At 66.2% G+C, this 19,136-nt stretch carries 7 protein-coding genes; 4 read left to right on the plus strand and 3 right to left on the minus strand.

The annotated features are described in order from the left end of the window. The first annotated feature begins 169 nt into the window (after positions 1-169). Positions 170-11,200, plus strand: a complete 11,031-nt coding sequence (locus tag H7A87_RS10425) for an autotransporter-associated beta strand repeat-containing protein (protein WP_119128758.1) — start codon at positions 170-172, stop codon at positions 11,198-11,200. 192 nt (positions 11,201-11,392) lie between these two features. Here the strand turns inward: H7A87_RS10425 and H7A87_RS10430 are convergent, their stop codons facing one another. Beyond that, positions 11,393-14,191: a S8 family serine peptidase gene (locus H7A87_RS10430; protein ID WP_119128757.1), complete on the minus strand. Its 2,799-nt coding sequence runs from the start codon at positions 14,189-14,191 to the stop codon at positions 11,393-11,395. A 1,011-nt stretch (positions 14,192-15,202) separates the two neighbouring features. Between H7A87_RS10430 and H7A87_RS10435 the strand changes: the two genes are divergently transcribed. Continuing rightward, positions 15,203-15,478, plus strand: coding sequence for a hypothetical protein (locus tag H7A87_RS10435; RefSeq protein WP_104648747.1), 276 nt, complete (start codon positions 15,203-15,205; stop codon positions 15,476-15,478). A gap of 90 nt (positions 15,479-15,568) precedes the next feature. On the opposite strand, the gene H7A87_RS10440 is transcribed toward H7A87_RS10435, so the two are convergent. Both H7A87_RS10440 and H7A87_RS10445 read right to left on the minus strand, forming a co-directional pair. Next, positions 15,569-16,207: a carboxymuconolactone decarboxylase family protein gene (locus H7A87_RS10440; RefSeq protein ID WP_119128756.1), complete on the minus strand. Its 639-nt coding sequence runs from the start codon at positions 16,205-16,207 to the stop codon at positions 15,569-15,571. 541 nt (positions 16,208-16,748) lie between these two features. Continuing rightward, the gene (locus H7A87_RS10445; protein WP_119128755.1) at positions 16,749-17,018 is read right to left on the minus strand and encodes a hypothetical protein; all 270 of its coding nucleotides are present in this window, start codon (positions 17,016-17,018) and stop codon (positions 16,749-16,751) included. Between the two features lie 267 nt (positions 17,019-17,285). Between H7A87_RS10445 and H7A87_RS10450 the strand changes: the two genes are divergently transcribed. Both H7A87_RS10450 and H7A87_RS10455 read left to right on the plus strand, forming a co-directional pair. Next, the gene (locus H7A87_RS10450) at positions 17,286-17,702 is read left to right on the plus strand and encodes a hypothetical protein (RefSeq protein WP_119128754.1); all 417 of its coding nucleotides are present in this window, start codon (positions 17,286-17,288) and stop codon (positions 17,700-17,702) included. Next, a complete protein-coding gene (locus tag H7A87_RS10455; RefSeq protein ID WP_119128753.1) occupies positions 17,699-19,024 on the plus strand; it encodes a sorbosone dehydrogenase family protein in 1,326 nt (441 codons plus the stop codon). Before H7A87_RS10450 ends, H7A87_RS10455 begins: the two co-directional genes overlap by 4 nt. The last annotated feature ends 112 nt before the right edge of the window (positions 19,025-19,136 follow it).

Consider the following 19,136-nt stretch of genomic DNA (forward strand, 5'->3'; position numbering starts at 1 on the left):
CCCACTATTGTTCGCAGGGAGTGGTATTAAACGCACTCATCCGCAAGACGATAAAAGCGGGCGCAGCTTTAATTGCTTTAAACCGACTCGACAGTAAATCAACTTTCTGCTGTTGGAGAGCGCGTGTATGTGTGCGTGAGTCTCTGCACGGCGATACAGGGGGAATAAAATGAATCGTGCATTTGCGCTGGTCTGGAACGCAGCAATTGGCAATTGGGTCGTGACGCACGAACTGGTGCGTCGGCGGCGCAAGTCCGGGGCAACCCGCCGCAGTGTGCCGAGCCTTGTCGTCCTGGCGGTGGGAGTGGCCGCACCGATGCTGGCCTGGGGAGCATGCACGCCTGCGGTTCCTGCAGCGGGCGCAACCGTCACCTGCACCGGGCTGCCAATCACCAGCAATAGCTTCACAAGCGGCACCAATAACCTGACCGTCAACGTGGCGGCAGGCACGCAAATGACCGCCGGCTTGCTTGGCGGCACCGCCGTTGCGCTCAGCGGCACCAATTCCACCCTCAACAACAGCGGGACGATCGATCCATCCGTGCTTGGCCTGTTGTCGGTGCTGAGCACCGGCGTCACCATGGGCAATGCCAGTTCCACCGCGGTGACCGCCAACAATCTCGCCGGCGGCGCGATCTACGGCACCGGCGGCGTGCTTGGGGCCAACCTGCTCAATCTCGACGGTATGGCGCTCGGCATCACCTCGGCCAGCAATGGCGTCGTGCAGATCAACAACGCCGGCCTGATCGATAGCCGTGCGTTGTTGAACCTGTCGGTCCTGAGTGCGGATACGCCGGTGATTGCGGTCAGCGGCGGCGGTACCGTCAATGCGGTCAACACCGGCACCATCAACGGGCGCGTGGGCTTCCAGAGCTCGGCCACCGGTAACAGCTTCGTCAATTCCGGCACCATCAACGGCAGCGTGTCGTTGGGGGCAGGCAGCACCAATACCTTCACTGCGGTGACCGGCGGCAGCGTCAACAGCGGCGGCGGGCTGGCGCTCGAATTGCTTGGACCAGGCGGCTTGCTGAGCTTTGCGCAGACCGGTGTGGTGGATGGCGGTGCAGGCGGTACCAATACGCTGATCCTGCAGAATTCGGCCAGCGGAACCGGCAGCGGCAGCACCGGCGTAGGAACGCTCAGCACGGCGCAGTACATCAATTTCGGCAGCCTGCGCGTCAACAGCGGCACCTGGTCGGTGGGAGGCGCAAGCAACTTCGGCAGCAGCGCGCTCAATGGCGGCGTATTGCAGTTCGCCAATCCCGCGCAGCTGGGGACTGCCATCAGCGCCAACGGCGGTGCGCTGGAGGCAACAGCCGCCGGCCTGAGCCTGTCGCCGGCCACCGGTATCACGTTGGGCACCGGTGGCCTGACCTTGCAGGGCGCCAATGCGTTGACCGTGGCCAGCCCCATCAACGGCACCGGTGCGCTGACCAAGACCGGTACCGGTGCGCTAGGCCTGACCGGCACCAATACCTTCAGCGGCGGCGTCAACCTGCTCGGCGGGTCACTGACCGTGGGCACCAACAGCGCGTTGGGAACAGGCACCGTCAACGCATCTGCCGGCAGCGTACTTGCGAGTGCGGCCGTCAACCTGCCGAACGCGTTCGTGCTCAACAACGTCATCGGCATCGGCGGTGCCAGCAACCTGCGGCTCGGCGGCGGCGTCAGTGGCGCCGGAGCACTGAACAAGATCGGCACCGGCACGCTCACCCTTGGCGGCAACAACACCTACGCCGGGGGCACGACGCTGGGTGCCGGGACGCTGCTGATCGAAACCAATACCGCGCTCGGAGCGGGCACGGTGACCGCCGCCGGTGGACAGCTGGAGACCAGCACTCCGCTGACCCTGGCCAACAATTTTGCACTGACCAACACACTGGGCGTGGGCGCCAGCGGCAACGCGCTCACGTTGACCGGCACGCTTGCCGGTGCCGGTGGCATCAACAAGACCGGCACCGGCACGCTCGCGCTCGGCGGTACCAACACCTTCACTGGCGGCACCACGCTGGCATCGGGCACCTTGCAACTGGGTACTGCTTCGGCACTGGGCACCGGTGCCTTGAATGTCACTGGCGCGTCCAACCTCAGCAGCAGTGCGCCACTGACGGTGGCCAACGGCATCAGCCTGGGCGGGCCGTTGAACTGGACCGGCGCGCAGGCGCTGACGTTGAGCGGTGCCATCAACGGTGGCGGCAGCCTGATCAAGAGCGGCGCGGGCGACCTCACGCTGAGCGGCAACAACGCCTACACCGGCGGCACCAGCTTGAATACCGGGCGCCTGGTGGTAGGCGCGAACGCGGCACTGGGCACCGGCACATTGACCGCAAGCGGCGGCGAGCTGGATGCCACCGCAGCGGCAACCCTGGGCAACACGATTGCACTCACCGGCGCTTTGGGCGTGGGCAGCAGCGGCAATGCCGTGAATCTGACCGGCGCCATCGGCGGCACCGGTGCGTTGACCAAGCTTGGCACCGGCACCCTGACCCTGGGCGGCCTGAATACCTATACCGGTGGTACCAACCTCAATGCCGGCACCTTGCAGGTGGCCAGCGGCACCGCACTGGGCACGGGTGCCTTGAACGTCACCGGCAATGCGGCCCTGCAAAACACGGCGGCCACCTCGCTGAGCAACGCGATCGCGTTGACCCCGGGTGCGTTGACACTCAGCGGGGCGCAGGCACTGACGCTGAGCGGCGCGGTCAGCGGGACCGGAAGCCTGGTCAAATCCGGCAGCGGCGATCTCACGCTGAGCGGCAACAATCTGTACAGCGGCGGCACCACGCTCAGCGCGGGCAAGTTGACGGTGGGCAGCGACACCGCGCTCGGTGCCGGCGCGCTCAACGCAGCGGCTGGCACCACCCTGGACACTGCAACCGTCAGCACGCTGGCCAATGCCATTGCATTGGCGGGCCTGGTCGATGTGGGGGGCAGCAACGCGCTCACACTCAGTGGCGCCATCACCGGTGTGGGCAGCCTGGACAAGCTGGGTCCCGCCAGCCTGACCCTGGCCGGCAACAACAGCTATGCCGGGGGGACGCGGCTGAGCGCAGGCAGCCTGGTCCTGGGCAGTGACACGGCCTTGGGGCTTGGCACCCTGACCGTCGGCGGCGGGCTGCTCGACAGCACCGCCGCACGCGTGCTCGCCAATAACGTCGCGCTGGAAGCGGATCTGCAACTCGGCGGCAGCCAGGATCTCGCCCTCACCGGCGCGGTCAGCGGCGTGGGTGGCGTCATCAAGGACGGCGCCGCTGCTTTGACGTTGACTGGACCCAACAGCTTTGCCGGTGGCGTGGATCTCAATGCAGGCGCCTTGTTGCTCGGCAACGGCGCAGCACTGGGCACCGGTGTGCTGACCGCTGCCGATGGCACGCAGCTGCAGGCTACCGTCGCGACCACGATCGGCAACGACGTCGCACTGAACGGTGCGCTCTCGCTCACCGGCAATACCGACCTTGGCGTCACCGGCATCGTCAGTGGCGCGGGCAGCCTGATCAAGCAGGGTGCCGGTGCACTGACGCTCACCGGCAACAATCTCTACACCGGCGGTACCCTGCTCGACACCGGCACCCTGGTGGTCGGCAGCGATACTGCACTGGGCACCGGCGCGCTCACGGCTGCCGATGGCACGCAGCTCACTGCCAGCACTGCAGTGACCTTGCAGAACGCGGTCAACCTCACCGGTCAAGTCGGTATCGATGGCCAGGACCTCACGCTCGATGGCGTGGTCGACGGCGCCGGCAGCCTGATCAAGAACGGCGCGCAAACGCTCACCCTCAACGGCAGCAATACCTGGGCCGGCGGCCTGCAGCTGCAGGGCGGCGCAGTGGTAGTCGGCAGCGACACCGCGCTGGGGCTGGGCACGCTCAGCGCCGCGGACGGCACCACGCTGGATGCCGGCACGGCGGTGACACTGGGCAATGCGCTTGCCTTGAATGGCGCCCTTACGCTGCCAGGCACGCAGGACATCACGCTCAATGGCGTCGTCAGCGGGATCGGCAGCCTCGACAAGCAAGGCGCTGCCACGCTGACCCTGGCCAATGCCAATACCTTCAGCGGCGGTGTTGCGCTCGATGCCGGGCGTCTGGTGCTCGGCAACGACACTGCCTTGGGCGTGGGTACGCTGCTGGTCGGCGGTGCTGCCGAACTGGATGCCACCGCCGCATTGACGCTGGGTAATACGCTGCAGTTGAACGATCAGCTCACGCTGGTCGGCAGCAACGATCTGGGCTTGAACGGTGCCATCACCGGCACCGGCAGCCTGATCAAGAATGGCGCCACCACGGTGTCGCTCAACGCGAGCAACAGCTATAGCGGTGGCACCACGTTGACGGCCGGCACCATCGCGGTCGGCGCCAACGACGCACTCGGCACCGGCAGCCTGTCGGTCGTCGGCAATGCGGCGTTGAGCAATGCGATTGCAGTGGCATTGGGCAACGACATCGCGCTTGGCGCAGCGCTCACCGTGGACAACGGTGCGGACATGCTGGTCAGCGGCGCCATCAGCGGGCCCGGCGACTTGATCAAGACCGGCGCCGGCACCCTGACCTTGAATGGCAGCAACAACTACACCGGCCCGCTGGCGATCCAGGCCGGCACGCTGGTGGCCAGCACGGCCGCATCGCTCGGCAACGCCAGCAATGTCGATGTCGCTGCAGGGGCGGTGCTGAATCTCAGCACCGGTGGCCTGATCAGCGCGCTCAGCGGTGCCGGCAGCGTCACTACCGATGCCGGCGCCACGCTGCAGTTGGGGAGCGGCGATTTTGCCGGCAGCCTGGGCGGCGGCGGCAGTCTGGACAAGGTTGGCGCGGGCACGGTGCGCCTGCTCGGCAGCAGCGCGATTGGTGGTGCCACCCAGGTCAGCGGCGGCACCCTGGATGTGATCGGCAGCCTGGATACCAGCGCGTTGAACGTGGCGCTGGGCGGCAGCCTGACCGGCACCGGCACCACCGGCAGCGTGGCCAGCAACGTGACCATCGCCGACGGCGGCCGGCTGGCATTGAGCAGTGGCTCCTCGCTCAGCGTGGGTGGCCTGACCCTGGCACCGGGTGCGTTTTTGGACGTCGCACTGGCAGCGCCGAGCACTACGCGGCTGCTCGCGGTCAACGGCGACCTCACCCTGGACGGCACGCTCAACATCAGCGACCTCGGTGGCTTCGGCACGGGCGTGTACCGCCTGATCGACTACACCGGCCTGCTCACCAACAACGGCCTGGCGATCGGCCTGTTTCCGGGCAGCGTGGATCTCAGCCAGCTCGCGCTGCAGACCGCCATCGGCCAGCAACTGAACCTGGTGGTGACGGCGCCGGGCAGCATCGTGCAGTTCTGGGATGGGGTGCAGACCACGGCCAACGGCACTGTCGATGGCGGTGCAGCCACGTGGGGGGCGGCGACCAACTGGACCACCCAGGACGGCACTGCCAACAGCACCTGGCAAGGCGATTTCGCGGTCTTTGCCGGCAGCGCCGGCGCGGTGGGCGTGGCGGGCACGCAGGACATCGGCGGCCTGCAGTTCGTCACCGATGGCTATCAGTTGACCGACGCCGGCGCGGGTGGGCTGGCGGTGACCGCCCCGCTGACCGCGATTCGGGTGGATCCAGGTGCAACCGCCACCATCGACGTGGCGATCTCCGGCAGCGGTGGCGTGGAAAAATTCGACACCGGCACGCTGGTGCTCGATGCGGCCAACAGCTACTCCGGCGGCACCGCACTCAGCGGAGGCACCCTGGTGCTGGGCGACGCGCAGGCACTTGGCAGCAGCACGTTGACCGCCGCAACCGGCACCAGCCTCGATAGCAACCAGGCATTGGCGCTCGGCAATGCGGTGGCGCTCACGGGTGCGCTCACCCTGGTCGGCAGCAACGACCTGAGCCTGTCCGGCCCGATCAGCGGTGCGGGCAGCCTGATCAAGAACGGCGCTTCCACGCTCACGCTCGATGGTGCCAACAGCTACGTCGGCGGCAGCGTGTTGAACGCAGGCACCCTGGCGGTGGGCAGCAACACCGCGCTGGGCGTCGGCAGCCTGTCGGTGCTGGGCAATGCCACCTTGAGCAATGCGATTGCGCTGGCATTGGGCAATAACGTCAACCTGGGCGCGGATCTAACCATTGCCAGCGCGGACGATCTGGCATTGACCGGGGTGCTGAGTGGCGCGGGTGCCGTGACCAAGACGGGGCTGGGCACCCTGACCCTGTCCGGCGTCAATACGTTCACCGGCCCGGTCTCGGTGCAGGCCGGCGTACTCGCCACTGCGGCCCCTGGCGCGTTGGGCAACACCAGCGCCGTGGACATCGCCGCGGGTGCCGGGCTGTCGCTCGGCAGCGATACGGCCTTGGGCGCGGTGACCGGGCAGGGCACTGTCGCGGTGTCGGGCGGTACGACGCTGCAGCTTGGCGCCAACAACGTCGGCAGTACTTTTGCCGGCAACCTCAGCGATGCAGGCAATCTGGACAAGGTCGGCACCGGCACCTTGCAGCTCACCGGCACCAGCGCGCTCGGCGGCACCACCCAGGTCACCGCCGGCACGCTGGATGTGGATGGCACGCTGGCCAGTGCCGGCGGCCTGACCGTGGGCAGCGGGGGCAGCCTGAGCGGCAGCGGTGTGGTCGATGCGGCGGTCACGGTGAGTGATGGCGGCCGCCTGGTGGTGAGCAGTGGCGCAGTGCTCACCACCGGCAGCCTGAGCCTGGCTCCCAACGCCACGCTCGACGCGTTCCTGGGCGTCCCCAGCCAGACCGGCGTGTTGGCGGTCAATGGCGATCTCACCCTGGACGGCACGCTCAACATCACCGACATCGGCGGGTTCGGCACTGGCGTGTATCGCCTGATCGACTACACCGGTGGGTTGACCGACAACGGGCTGGGCGTTGGCACGCTGCCCGGCAGCGTGGACCCGGCCCAGCTGACGCTGCAGACCGCGCTGGCCCAGCAGGTCAACGTGGTGCTGGTGTCGCCCGGCAGCAACGTGCAGTTCTGGGACGGTGCGCAGACGATCGCCAATGGCAGCATCGACGGTGGCGCAGGCATCTGGGCGGCCGGCCCCAGCAACTGGACCTCGATCGATGGGCTGAGCAACGGCAACTGGCAGAACAGTTTTGCCGTGTTCGCCGGTACCGCCGGCAACGTGGGCGTGCAGGGCACACAAGGCATCACCGGCATGCAGTTCGCCAGCGACGGGTATGTGCTGAGCGATGCCGGCGCCGGTGCAGTGAGCGCCAATGCGGCCACCACCATCATCCGGGTCGATCCCGGCGTCACCGGCACCATCGACGTCGGTATCGGCGGCACGGGCACGCTGCAGAAACTCGATACCGGCACGCTGGTGCTGGGCGCCGCCAATACCTACACCGGCGGCACCGCGCTCGGCGGCGGCACGCTGGTGCTGGGCGATGCGCAGGCACTGGGAACTGGCACCTTGACCGCAGCAGCCGGCACCAGCCTCGATACCGATCAGGCATTGGCCGTGGGCAACGCGGTGGTGCTCGACGGTGCGGTGACGCTGCTCGGCAGCAACGATCTGGCCCTGACCGGCGCGATCAGCGGTGCCGGCGGCGTGATCAAGGCCGGCGCGTCCACGCTCACGCTCAGCGGCAACAACAGCTATACCGGCGGGACCGTGCTGAGCGATGGCACCTTGTCGATCGGCAGCAACACCGCGCTGGGCACCGGCACGTTGGCGGTGGTCGGCGATGCGGTGCTGACCAACCCTGTTGCCGCAACCGTGGGCAATGCGCTCACCCTGGGCGCTGCGCTGCGCGTCGACAACCCGGCAGACCTCACGCTTGCCGGCGATATCGGTGGCAGCGGCGCGCTGATCAAGACCAACACCGGCACGCTGACCCTGGACGGCAGCAATGGCTACAGCGGTGGCACCACGGTCAGTGCCGGCACGCTGGTTGGCGACAGCGCCAGCCTGCAGGGGGCCATCGTCGATAACGCGACGCTGGCATTTAACCAGCTGGCCGATGGCGTGTTCACCGGTTCGATCACCGGCACCGGCAGCGTCATCAAGGATGGCGCCGGCGCGTTGTTGCTCAACGGTGCGAATGGCTACACCGGCGGCACCACGATCACGGCCGGCACCTTGATCGGCGACACCACCAGCCTGCAGGGCGATATCGCTAACAACGCGGCACTGGTGTTCAACCAGAACACGGCCGGCGTCTATACCGGCACGCTCAGCGGCACCGGCTCATTGCAGAAGGCCGGCACCGGCGCGCTGCAACTGCTCGGGCCCAACACCTACACCGGCGGCACCGTGATCAGCGCCGGCAGCTTGATCGGCAACAGCACCAGCCTGCAGGGCAACATCGTCGACAACGCCACGCTGGTGTTCGACCAGGCCAGCGATGGTGTCTTCGCCGGTGCAGTCAGCGGCACCGGCAGCGTGGTCAAGCAGGGGGCAGGGGCGTTGACGCTTGCCGAGGCCAGCAGCTACAGCGGCGGCACTGCGCTTGCCAGCGGCAGCTTGGTGCTGGGCGATGCACAAGCACTGGGCACCGGGACGTTGACCGCCGCGAGCGGCACCACGTTGGATACCGATCAGGCACTGACAGTCGCCAACGCGGTCGAGCTGACAGGTGCAGTCGCGGTTGCGGGCAGCAACGATCTGACCTTGACCGGTCCGGTGACCGGCACCGGCGGATTGATCAAGAATGGTGTTTCCACGCTGACACTGGACGGCAGCAATAGCTACAGCGGTGGCACGACGGTCAATGCCGGCACGCTGGTCGGCGACAGCGCCAGCCTGCAGGGGGCCATCGTCGACAACGCGACGCTGGCATTCAACCAGCTGGCCGATGGCGTGTTCACCGGGTCGATCACCGGCACCGGCAGCGTGATCAAGGATGGCGCCGGCGCGTTGTTGCTCAACGGTGCAAACGGGTACACCGGCGGCACCACGATCACGGCCGGCACCTTGATCGGCGACACCACCAGCCTGCAGGGCGATATCGCCAACAACGCGGCACTGGTGTTCAACCAGAACACCGCCGGCGTGTATGCCGGCACGCTCAGCGGCACCGGCTCATTGCAGAAGGCCGGCACCGGCGCGTTGCAACTGCTCGGGCCCAACACCTACACCGGCGGCACCGTGATCAGCGCCGGCAGCTTGATCGGCAATACCACCAGCCTGCAGGGCAACATCGTGGACAACGCCACGCTGGTGTTCGATCAGGCCAGCGATGGTGTGTTCGCCGGCGCGGTCAGCGGCACGGGCAGCGTAGTCAAGCAGGGGGCGGGGGCGTTGACGCTGGTGGCACCCAATACCTATAGCGGTGGCACCACCATTGCCAGCGGCAGCCTGATCGGCACCACCACCAGCCTGCAGGGCAATATCGTCGACAACGCGACACTGGTGTTCGACCAGGCCGGCGATGGCACGTTCGCCGGCAACATCACCGGTAGCGGTACGGTGATCAAGAACGGCGCGGGTGCGTTGACGCTGGATGGTGTCAACGCCTATCTCGGTGGCACCACGATCAACGCCGGTACATTGATCGGCGATACCGACAGCCTGCAGGGCAACATTGCCAACAACAGCGCGCTGGTGTTCCAGCAAGCCAGTAATGGCACCTACGCGGGAATCTTGTCGGGCAGCGGCAGCCTGCTCAAAGATGGCGTGGGCACCTTGCTGGTCACTGCAAACAGCGGCGGCTTCACCGGGCCGATCACAGTTGCTGCGGGCACCCTGAGCGTGGGCAATCCGGCCAATCCGGGTGCCGCGTTGGGCGGGCCGGTCACGGTGGGCCCGGGCGGCACGCTCACCGGCAGCGGCAGCGTCGGTGGCCTGAGCTCGGGCGGTACCGTGGCGATCGGTGGCGGCGTCGGCACCATCAGCGTCGGCGGCGATGCCACGCTCGGCAGCGGGTCCACCTTGCAGGTCACGCCGGGCGCAGGCGGTGCGGTCACACCCATCAGTGTGGGCGGTGCGGCCACGCTGGCGCCGGGCAGCACCCTGCAACTGGTGCGTGCGACGGATCTGCCGTTGTTTACCGAGATTCCGGTCATCAACGCCACTGGCGGGCTCACCGGGCAGTTCGGCAGTGTCGTCTCCGACTATGCCTTCGTTTCACCGAATGTCAGCGCCAGCGCCACCGCGCTGTCGGTGTCGTTCGGCCGCAACACCGAGGCCATGGTCGATGCGGTCACCGCGCCGAACCAGCAGGCTGCCGCAGCGGCCGTGGATGGCTTGCCAACCACCAGCCCGGTCTACCAGGCGGTGGTGCGTCTGCCCGACGACCCGCAGGCGATCAGCACGGCGTTTGCCTCGTTGTCGGGCGAAAGCCATGCCAGCACGGCGACCGCTTTGCTGGATAGCCGCTTCCTGCAGAGCGGGGTCGGCAATCACCTGCGTGGCGACACTCAGGATGCGCGCGTGGGTGACACCACGGTCTGGATCACCGGCCGTAGCCTGCCCAACCGTGTCGATGGCGATGCCAACGCCGCCTCGGTGCGACGCGAGGACAACGGCATCATGGCTGGTGCGGAGCGGCGCATCGGCGAGCGCAGTGTGGTCGGTATCGCGGTCGGTAACCAGGACATCGAAACCCGCTCGCGCGAGTCCCTCGATCGTTCCGATATCGATGGCACCCATGCCGGCATCTACGGCCAGGCCGATTGGTCCGCGTTCGCTCTGCAGGCGTCGGTCGACTACGCGGACTACAGCGTGGACAGCAGCCGCCGGGTGATGCTGCCCGATGTGCTCGAAGAGCGGCTGACCAGCGATTACGACGCGAAGGCCATCACCGTGTCGATGGAAGCGGCATGGAACCTGCGCACCGGCAATGCGGTGTACAGCCCCTTCGTCGCGGCGGACTACACGCATCTGAAGACCGATGGTTTCAACGAGCGTGGCGGGGTTGCCGGGCTGTTGGTCGACAGTGCCAAGGACGAGTACACCACCAGCACGGTGGGTCTGCGCGGGCGCTGGCAGTTGGGTCCGGCCGCCGGGGTGTATGCCTCGGTCGGGTGGCGCCATGCATTCGGCGACCGCGCCGTGCAGCGGTCGGCCGGTTTCATCGGCACCGGTTCGCAGTTCTCGGTGCAGAGCGTCACGCTGGCGAAGAACGCGGTGGTCGGCGAACTGGGCGTGAGCCTGATCACCTCGCCCAACAGCCGCATGGCGCTGTCGTTGCAAGGACTCAACGGCGATGGCCAGACCGCATACGGCGGCCAGGTCACCTGGGGCTGGAACTTCTGATGCACTGCAAACCAGAAAGCCCCGGCACTGCCGGGGCTTTTTTTCGACACCAGCGCAGGCACGCCCATCGCAACGACTGCACCGCCAGGTGCGGGTCGGCTGCCTCGGCAACCGCACCCCGGGCGTAGCGCGTACCGATTTTGCACGCCAGCCACGCAGCCTTGCCGCTGCACCGCGGGTTGCGGCCGGCGCTTAGAACTGCCAGCGCAGACCGACATTGGCATTGATGCTGTTGGCATCCGAACGACCGCGCTCGGCGCCCACGTTGCCGTAGATGGAGAAGGCATCGTTGAGCTGGTAACGCACGCCGACCGAGGCACGTGCCGACTGCTTGGACAGCGGCTCACCGGCCACGTTGAAGCGCGCTTCCGGCAGGCCGGTGAACCACGCGGTGAAATCAGAGTTCGGGTTGCCGAGCAGCGAACGGTAGGCGATCAAGCCATCGAAGCCCCACTTGCCGCGCACCAGATGGCCGCGTACGCCCACCTCGCCGTAGCCGGCGCGCAGCATATCGCTGTTGGCGCTCAACCCCAGGCCGGTGGCCGATGCCTCGCTGAAGGCATCCTGGGTCTGGCTGACCACGCCTGCGGCGATGAACGGCGACAGCCCAGCCTGCGGCATCAGGCCGACTTCGGCGCGTAGCGACCAGTTGGTGTCGTGGCGGCGATCCTGCAGGCGCTCGCCGATGCTGCCGGCCTGCACCGTGCGTTCGGTGTCCACGTTGCTCATGCCGTAGGAACCGATCCCGGACACATATGCCTGGCCGATCGGCTGATACAGGTACGCGGTCATCGCATAGCGGTCCGAGCGCAGGCGGCTGGCCGATGCGTCGATATGCGCACGATCCTGACCCGAACTGAGCGCCGCACCCACGATGGTGCCGGCGCTGCCCATCGGCAGATCCACACCGACGGTGGTGGCCTGCTGGGTGTAATCGGCCGAGTCGAACCCCTTGCCGCCCAATTCGCCGTCCAGATAGCTGCCCTGCATCCAGGTGGTCAGTGACCTGGTGTCGGCCAGATAGGGCAGGCGATCGGCTGCCACGCGCGCATCGTTGAGCGCGGACTGGAAGCCCAGCGTGCGCTCGATGCCGTGCACCTGACCGGCCAGGGTCGGCAGCGATGCGGCCACCTGCGCATCATTGGCGGCCAGCAGCGCGCCGGTGGCGCTGATCAGGCCACCCAGGTTATCGGTATCGCCGGCGGCCACACGCGTGTCCAGCACCTTGACCAGCGTATCGGCCTGGGTGGCACCGTTGACCACCGACTGCGGCGCACCGGCCGCCTGCGCGCTGGCAGCGGAGGCATTGCGGGTCAGCGTGGCGGTGACGGTGGTGGGGTCGTAGGCGAGCGAGGCGGTCCAGAAGAAGTTGTTGGCGTACTGCACGCGGTCGAAGCTGCCTTGCAGCGCGCCGGCCTTGACGATCCTTTCGCTGCTGCCGACGCTGTAGCCAGCCGCTTCCGGCAGCAACAGCAGGTTGCCCTTCAAGCTGGCCTGGCCGGTGACGGTCAGCCCCTTGCCCAATTCGATGGCGGTGGTGCCGGTGGTATTGGCCAGGCTGTAGCCACCGTTGATGACCCCGCCGCGCGATTCGAACGTGGCCGAGTTGAGCACGATGACGTCCGAGCGCAGGCTGCCGGACAGGGCGAGCACGCCGTCGCTGACGCTGGTGCCGCCGGTGTAGCTGTTGTTGCCGCTGAGCGTGAGCTTGCCGGCGCCGTTCTTGGTCAGGTTGCCGGCGCCGGAGATGTCGTTGCTGAAGGTGCTGTCGTAGCCGGACGTCACGTTGGCCGACCAGTTGTTGATGAACTGCGCCGGGCCCTTGATCGCCTTGGCCGCATTGACCAGGCCGAAGCCGTATAAGGCGTCCACGCCGGGGTCGCCCAGGTCGGTGGCGGTGGTCAGCAAGGTCTGCTGCAGGTTGGAGGCGCTCATCCACGGATACACACCGAGCACCTGGGCCGCGATGCCACTCACTGCGGCAGTGGAGAACGAGGTGCCGGCGATCTGGCCCTGCAGTTCGGTACCGGCCAGCGCCGGTGCGAAGTAGCTGCCCGGCGCCACCAGGCACCACTGCGCCGCGGCGCCGCAATGGTTGGAATAGCTGGTCAGGCCGGCGGCATTGCCGGCGCTGTCGATGTTGACCGCGCCCACGGCCAGCCAGTTGTTGCGCAGGCTGGCTTCCTGCACCGGCGTCGCGGCCGGGTAGGAGGCTTCTGCCGCGCCGTCGTTGCCGGTGGCGGCCACGATCAACGCATCGGCCTGCACCAGCGGGGCCAGCGCGTACTTCCAGGCCAATGCAGCATTCGCGCTGCTGGCCGCATCCGCATACGAGGCACCAATCGACAGGTTGGCGATGCGCACGCCGGCAGCAGCCAGGTCCACCGCAGCGTTGCGGGTCTGCTGGGTGCCGCAGGAATTTTCGGCGCAGATACGCGCATAGAGCAGGTCCGCATCCGGGGCGATGCCGCCGGCGAAGCCGTCCTGCGCATTGCCCAGCACCAATGCCGAGATGACGGTGCCGTGGCCGCGCAGCGCGTTCGACGCCGATTCCGGTGTGCCGGGGCTGGCGGTGTAATCGGTGAACGCATCGACCTTGCCGCTGACCGGCGCGTAGCTGCCGTAGAGATTGTCGTCCAGCACGGCCAGCTTGACGCCCTGACCCTTGGCACCGGCCTGCTGCGCCAGATCTGCGTTGGTCGGCACCAGCAGGTTGCTGCCCAGGCCCTGGTAGCGGGCGGGCGCAGGTGCAGGCGCCGGGGCGGCCTTGGGCAGCGGATCGGCTGTAGGCGTTTCCGACGGCGTCGGGGTCGTGGGGGGCGTTGGCGCGGTCGGCGTCGTCGGCGTGGTGGGTGCAGGCGTCGACGGGGTCGGAGCGACCACCGTGGTCTGTGGCGGATCACTGCGGACATTGCCGCCACCGCCACCGCCGCCACAGGCGGTCAGGACAAGGCAGGAGGCGATGGTGGTTGCGAGTAGCGAGCGATTCATGGGTTGGTCGATTCCGGTAGTGGCGCGCCGCAACTGCAAAAAACCTAAAATTTGGCGCAGACGATTCCAGCACCGGCGATCGCCGGCGTGGCATATTGGTTTCACGCGTTATTCACTTTATCCGCCGCGAATCTGTCCCCTCAGATAAGCGCTCCGGATAACACGGTAATGCGCCAATGCATTCGACCGTGTGCTTGCGAGATTGTTTAACGGCGCTAGCGATAAACTCTAAAACCTGAACGGACAGTTGCTATTCAGAGAAAAACGCTACGCATAGGATTCAACGATCCAATCCATAGCTAAATTGGATTAAAATCCCGCTACCAAGCCCAACCGCAAAGAAATGTCGGAGCGAACACAACAATAAATGGTCACGAATCTCCGGGGGCGGCAATCCTAGATGCGATGCATATCGCAAGTAATCAGGAAATCCGTCGAAGATGTCGGTGAATGACCCACACGTTGTAGCGAATTCGACTGTAAGTTAGCAATTCTGGCAGACTCTTCCGTAATGCGTTCGCAGGATTTTGGCCTATCGAAAATCGCCTCGGCGTTATATTCACTTATTGCCGAAGAATCATTATATCCGCTCGATTTATACTGACCGAAAGCGAGCGGCCCCGGCCATTGTGCTTGATTCCGCGCATATTCCGCGAAAAAACGCGGGGGCCGCAATCGATGAAGCAATGGATATGCGGCGTTCCTCCGGCGCTGGTACGTGTCGTTCTGAAACCGTCAAGCTGAATACAGGGGGAATATTCAAGCCGGTATTTCGGGGTTCGTACGCGAAATTCTGCATTCCCCTACACCAGGTTTTCAGCGGTCTTCAGCTCGTCGAGAGGGGGCGCATCCACGAGTGGGGCGTGGCTACAGTGCCATCCCGGCACGGGCTGGCCGGTCTGGGCGCATGCCCACGTTGGCAGTAAGCCGCTGTCGCAGCGCTAGCGTCTGCATAAATGGTTCAAGTTCCGCTGCCACCGAATTTGGGCATGGCAGCTATGCTCGAGTCCGATGAGTACCCACAGCACCGAAAGCATGTCAGCCGAAGGCACCGACCAGGGCCTGCCGTACCGCGTGGTCGCTCGACAGCTCGGGCACCGGCGCATCGTCCTGGAGACCTTGCAGGTCTGTGGACATCCGGTGCCGCTGCCGACCGCGCCCACGTTCGGCTCGCTGCAAACCGCGCTGGAGATCGGCACCAGGCTGGCCGAGCAGTACATCGGCCAGTTGATCGTCAAGCAGGCCGGCGCAAGGTCTGCGCTGGCAGCGGGCCCGGCGCCGCGTTAGCAGCGTGCGACCGAGTCGACCCGGCGCCGCCATCGGCAGCTGCGTGCGCAGCGGCAGCAGGCGCTGCGGTCATCGCAGCGTGCCGCAGGCTCACTGCGCCCTGGCTTTGGCCAGTGCCGCCTTGGCGCGCGTGCCCGCGGCCGCACCGACGCGCTTGTCCAGCACCTGGGCCAGCGCGTGCAGCTGCGCCTCGGTCACACCGATGTTCAAGCCGATCTTCAAATGCGATTGCAGTTGCGCCTCCACGCCTTCCAGGGCGGCGAGCACGCTGATCGTGGCCAGTTCACGGCTCACCCAGTCCAGGTTGTCGCGGGCAAAGATGTCGCCGAACAGATGCGTCTTGAGGTATTGGTCGATTGCCGGCGCAAACACGAACAACGGCCCGGTCACTGGCGCGCCGGTCAGGCGGGTCTGGTTGGCGGTGCCCAGTGCGAGCAGCGCATCGCCGCTCGGTACCGGGCCAGGGTCGTGTCCCGGCGCATCGGCGATGCCGCGCAGCTTGCGTGCATCGGTGACCTGCATCAACGCGGCCAGTGCATTGAGGCTGCGTGGAAAGCCGGCGTAGGCATACAGCTGGACCAAGAGTTCCTTGCAGTCGCCGATGCTCATGCCTGCATCAAGGCCCGCCTCCAATGCAGTGTTCAAGCGCTCGATGTCGCCAGTGGCCGCAAACGCGGCAATCGGTGCAATGGCCTGCTGCCTTGGCGACAAGGTGGCGTGGGTCGTCATGGACGTAATCTCCGAAGGATGTGCTGCCGTGGGGGAGGGGCAACAGAGAACTGAGGCAGCTGCGCTCCACACCAGCGCAGCCGTGGACAGGAGAGAGCGACGCAGCGCGCTCGCACATGGCATCGCATCCCTCCACCGATCTAGGGGCAAGGCAGCGCGAATCCAAGCATCCGACGCCAAACCGTCCGGCGTAGAGAGCGCCTTGGCGATGCACACATCACGCCGAATCGAACGCATCACGGTTGCGCTTTTTTATCGCTGTTGCCTTGCCATGGATGCCGGCAGCCAGCATGAGGCAGATGCAACGCCGCGCCATCCATCCAGCTTGCATGGTCCTATGAGCGGTGCTCATCACTGCAGACCCGCATCGGACTTCAAACCATCCTGAAAGCCTGCTGCCGATACTGCATGTAGGCGGCATAGGGCTGGCCGGATGCGCGCTCGATCGGGTGGGTCAGCACGCTTTAGTTGGAATCGCTGTAGCGAAATTGCGTGCCCGGATCGACTCCCGGTGGCAGATCCTTGAAGTCGTTTGTCAGGCTCAGCGCGTCGGTGTCTTCCCCTCGTGCCGCACGCGAGGTAGTGCGGCATCGGGCTGCATCGCCTCCCGATTCCCGACATCGGTCATTGCGGAGGTCTGGCGCACTACGACCTCGTTCCCGGGGGTGACCAGCACGACATCGCCGGGCCGATGGCCGTCGAAGAAGGTAACGGCCTCACGCGCCAGTGCGGCGACCGTACGCGTCGTGGCCGCGGTGTCGGTCGCGCTGGCCGTGCCGTCCATGGTCGACGCGGTTGCCGGCAACATCATTGCGACTGCTTTCCTCTGCCTGCTCCTTCAGTGGATGGAGCCCAGCGTAGGGAGCGGCCTGGAGCACACATAGGGTTCCATGACCTACGTTCTACGACCTACGGTCGCGCCGGCGATCCAGGAGTTGCTCGGCGGGATGAGTGGTCTAGGCTTCCGACTTTTGTCGGTGCGGTCCATCGCACAGAAAAGACCCAGCATCACCGCGCTCATCACGTGGCAGCTGGCAGCATCGGGGCACGTTTCACCAACGCTCCCAATGAGTCCGCCATGAATTCCACTGCCATGCCTGCCCGATCCTGGGCCATCCATCCGTTCCACGCAGCCGTGCTCGGCGGTGTGTGGCCGCTGTTTCTCGGTACCTTGCTGAGCGACTACGCGTACTGGAGCAGCCATCAGATCCAGTGGGCCAATTTCGCCGCATGGCTGCTGATCGGTGCGATGGTGTTGACGACCATCGCGCTCCTGTGTGCGATCGTCGGCTTCGTTCGCGGAAGCCGCAACGTGATCTATGTGATCGCGCTCGGCGCCGCATGGATCGTCGGCTTCTTCGACGCCTTGCATCATGCGCGTGACGCCTGGGCGACCATGCCGGCGGCGTTGGCGTTTTCGTTGATCGCGACCGCGTTCGCGCTGGTTGCAACCTGGTCGGGGCTGTCCAGCCTGCGCGTGGGAGGTGCCCGATGAAACGTCATACCCTGACCATCCTGTCGATTTCCGTGCTTGCTGCCGCGCTTGCATCCTGCGGCAAGGCCCCCGAGCTCGCGCAACATGGCGCCAGCCCCGAACTGCCAGCACCGGATCGTGGCCTGTTGCCCGACATGACCATCGCCAAGCCGACTGCCTGGGGCGATCGCAAGCCCACCGTGCCTGCGGGTTACCGCATCGCTGCGATCGCCACCGGGCTGGGCATTCCACGCCAGACGCTGGTGTTGCCCAACGGCGATATCCTGGTTGCCGAAGGCCGCGGCGGCAGCGCACCCAACCTCAAGCCCAAGGACGTGATTGCCGGAGCGATCAAGGCCAAGGGCAACACCTCGGTCAAGAGCGGCAACCGCCTGACCTTGCTGCGCGATGCCGATGGTGACGGCACGTATGAACTGAAGACCGTCTTTGCCGACAAGCTCAATGCACCCTATGGGCTGGCACTGATCGGCAACGCACTTTATGTGGCAAATCAGGACGCACTGGTACGTTTCGACTATCAGCAGGGGCAGACCAAGGCCAGCACTGCGCCCAGCAAGGTCACCGACTTGCCGTCGGCCATCAACCACCACTGGACCAAGGCCCTGACCGCCAGTGCGGATGGACGCTATCTGTATGTTGCGATCGGCTCCAACAGCAACATCACCGAGCGCGGCATGATTGCCGAGGTCGACCGCGCCCAGGTCTGGCAGGTGGATCCGGCAACCGGCGCCCACAAGAGTTATGCGACCGGCTTGCGCAATCCCACCGCATTGGCAATACAGCCAGGTAGCGGCGCACTGTGGGCCGTGGTCAACGAGCGTGACGAGATCGGTCCGAATCTGGTGCCCGACTACCTCACCTCGGTGCGCGAAGGCGGTTTCTACGGCTGGCCCTACAGCTACTGGGGCAAGAATGTGGACACGCGGGTCATGCCGCAGGATCCGCAGAAGGTTGCGTCGGCCATCGTGCCCGACTACGCGCTGGGCTCGCATGTCGCCGCACTCGGTGTGGCGTTCTCGTCGACCGCGATGGGGACGCAGTTTGCCGACGGCGTGTTCGTCGGCGAACACGGCAGCTGGAATCGCGACCCGCCAGTGGGCTACAAGGTGGTGTTCGTACCGTTCCGCGATGGCCGCCCCGCGGGCAACCCGATCGACTTCGTCTCCGGCTTCCATGGCGACGATGGCCTGACCCGCGGCCGTCCGGTCGGCGTGACGCTCGACCCGCGGGGTGCGCTGATCGTTGCGGACGATCTGGCCAATACGATCTGGCGCGTGACGCCGGATGCGGCGCCTGTGTCGCCACAACCGGCAGCGCAATAAGTCTGCCTGCATGCCCGGTTCCGCAAGGGACCGGGCGCCGCGTGGTGCTTGCGCGCGCCAACGGCGCACTGGGGCAGGGATGACCTGTCTCTCGGCAATGGCGAAACAACCG

The sequence above is a fragment of the Xanthomonas sp. CPBF 426 genome (assembly GCF_903989465.1).
Taxonomy (GTDB): Bacteria; Pseudomonadota; Gammaproteobacteria; order Xanthomonadales; family Xanthomonadaceae; genus Xanthomonas; species Xanthomonas euroxanthea.

Coding starts and splice junctions, on each gene's coding strand:
- H7A87_RS10425 (WP_119128758.1), top strand. CDS start 170: ATGAATCGTGCATTTGCGCTGGTCTGGAACGCAGCAATTGGCAATTGG.
- H7A87_RS10430 (WP_119128757.1), bottom strand. CDS start 14,191: ATGAATCGCTCGCTACTCGCAACCACCATCGCCTCCTGCCTTGTCCTG.
- H7A87_RS10435 (WP_104648747.1), top strand. CDS start 15,203: ATGAGTACCCACAGCACCGAAAGCATGTCAGCCGAAGGCACCGACCAG.
- H7A87_RS10440 (WP_119128756.1), bottom strand. CDS start 16,207: ATGACGACCCACGCCACCTTGTCGCCAAGGCAGCAGGCCATTGCACCG.
- H7A87_RS10445 (WP_119128755.1), bottom strand. CDS start 17,018: ATGATGTTGCCGGCAACCGCGTCGACCATGGACGGCACGGCCAGCGCG.
- H7A87_RS10450 (WP_119128754.1), top strand. CDS start 17,286: ATGAATTCCACTGCCATGCCTGCCCGATCCTGGGCCATCCATCCGTTC.
- H7A87_RS10455 (WP_119128753.1), top strand. CDS start 17,699: ATGAAACGTCATACCCTGACCATCCTGTCGATTTCCGTGCTTGCTGCC.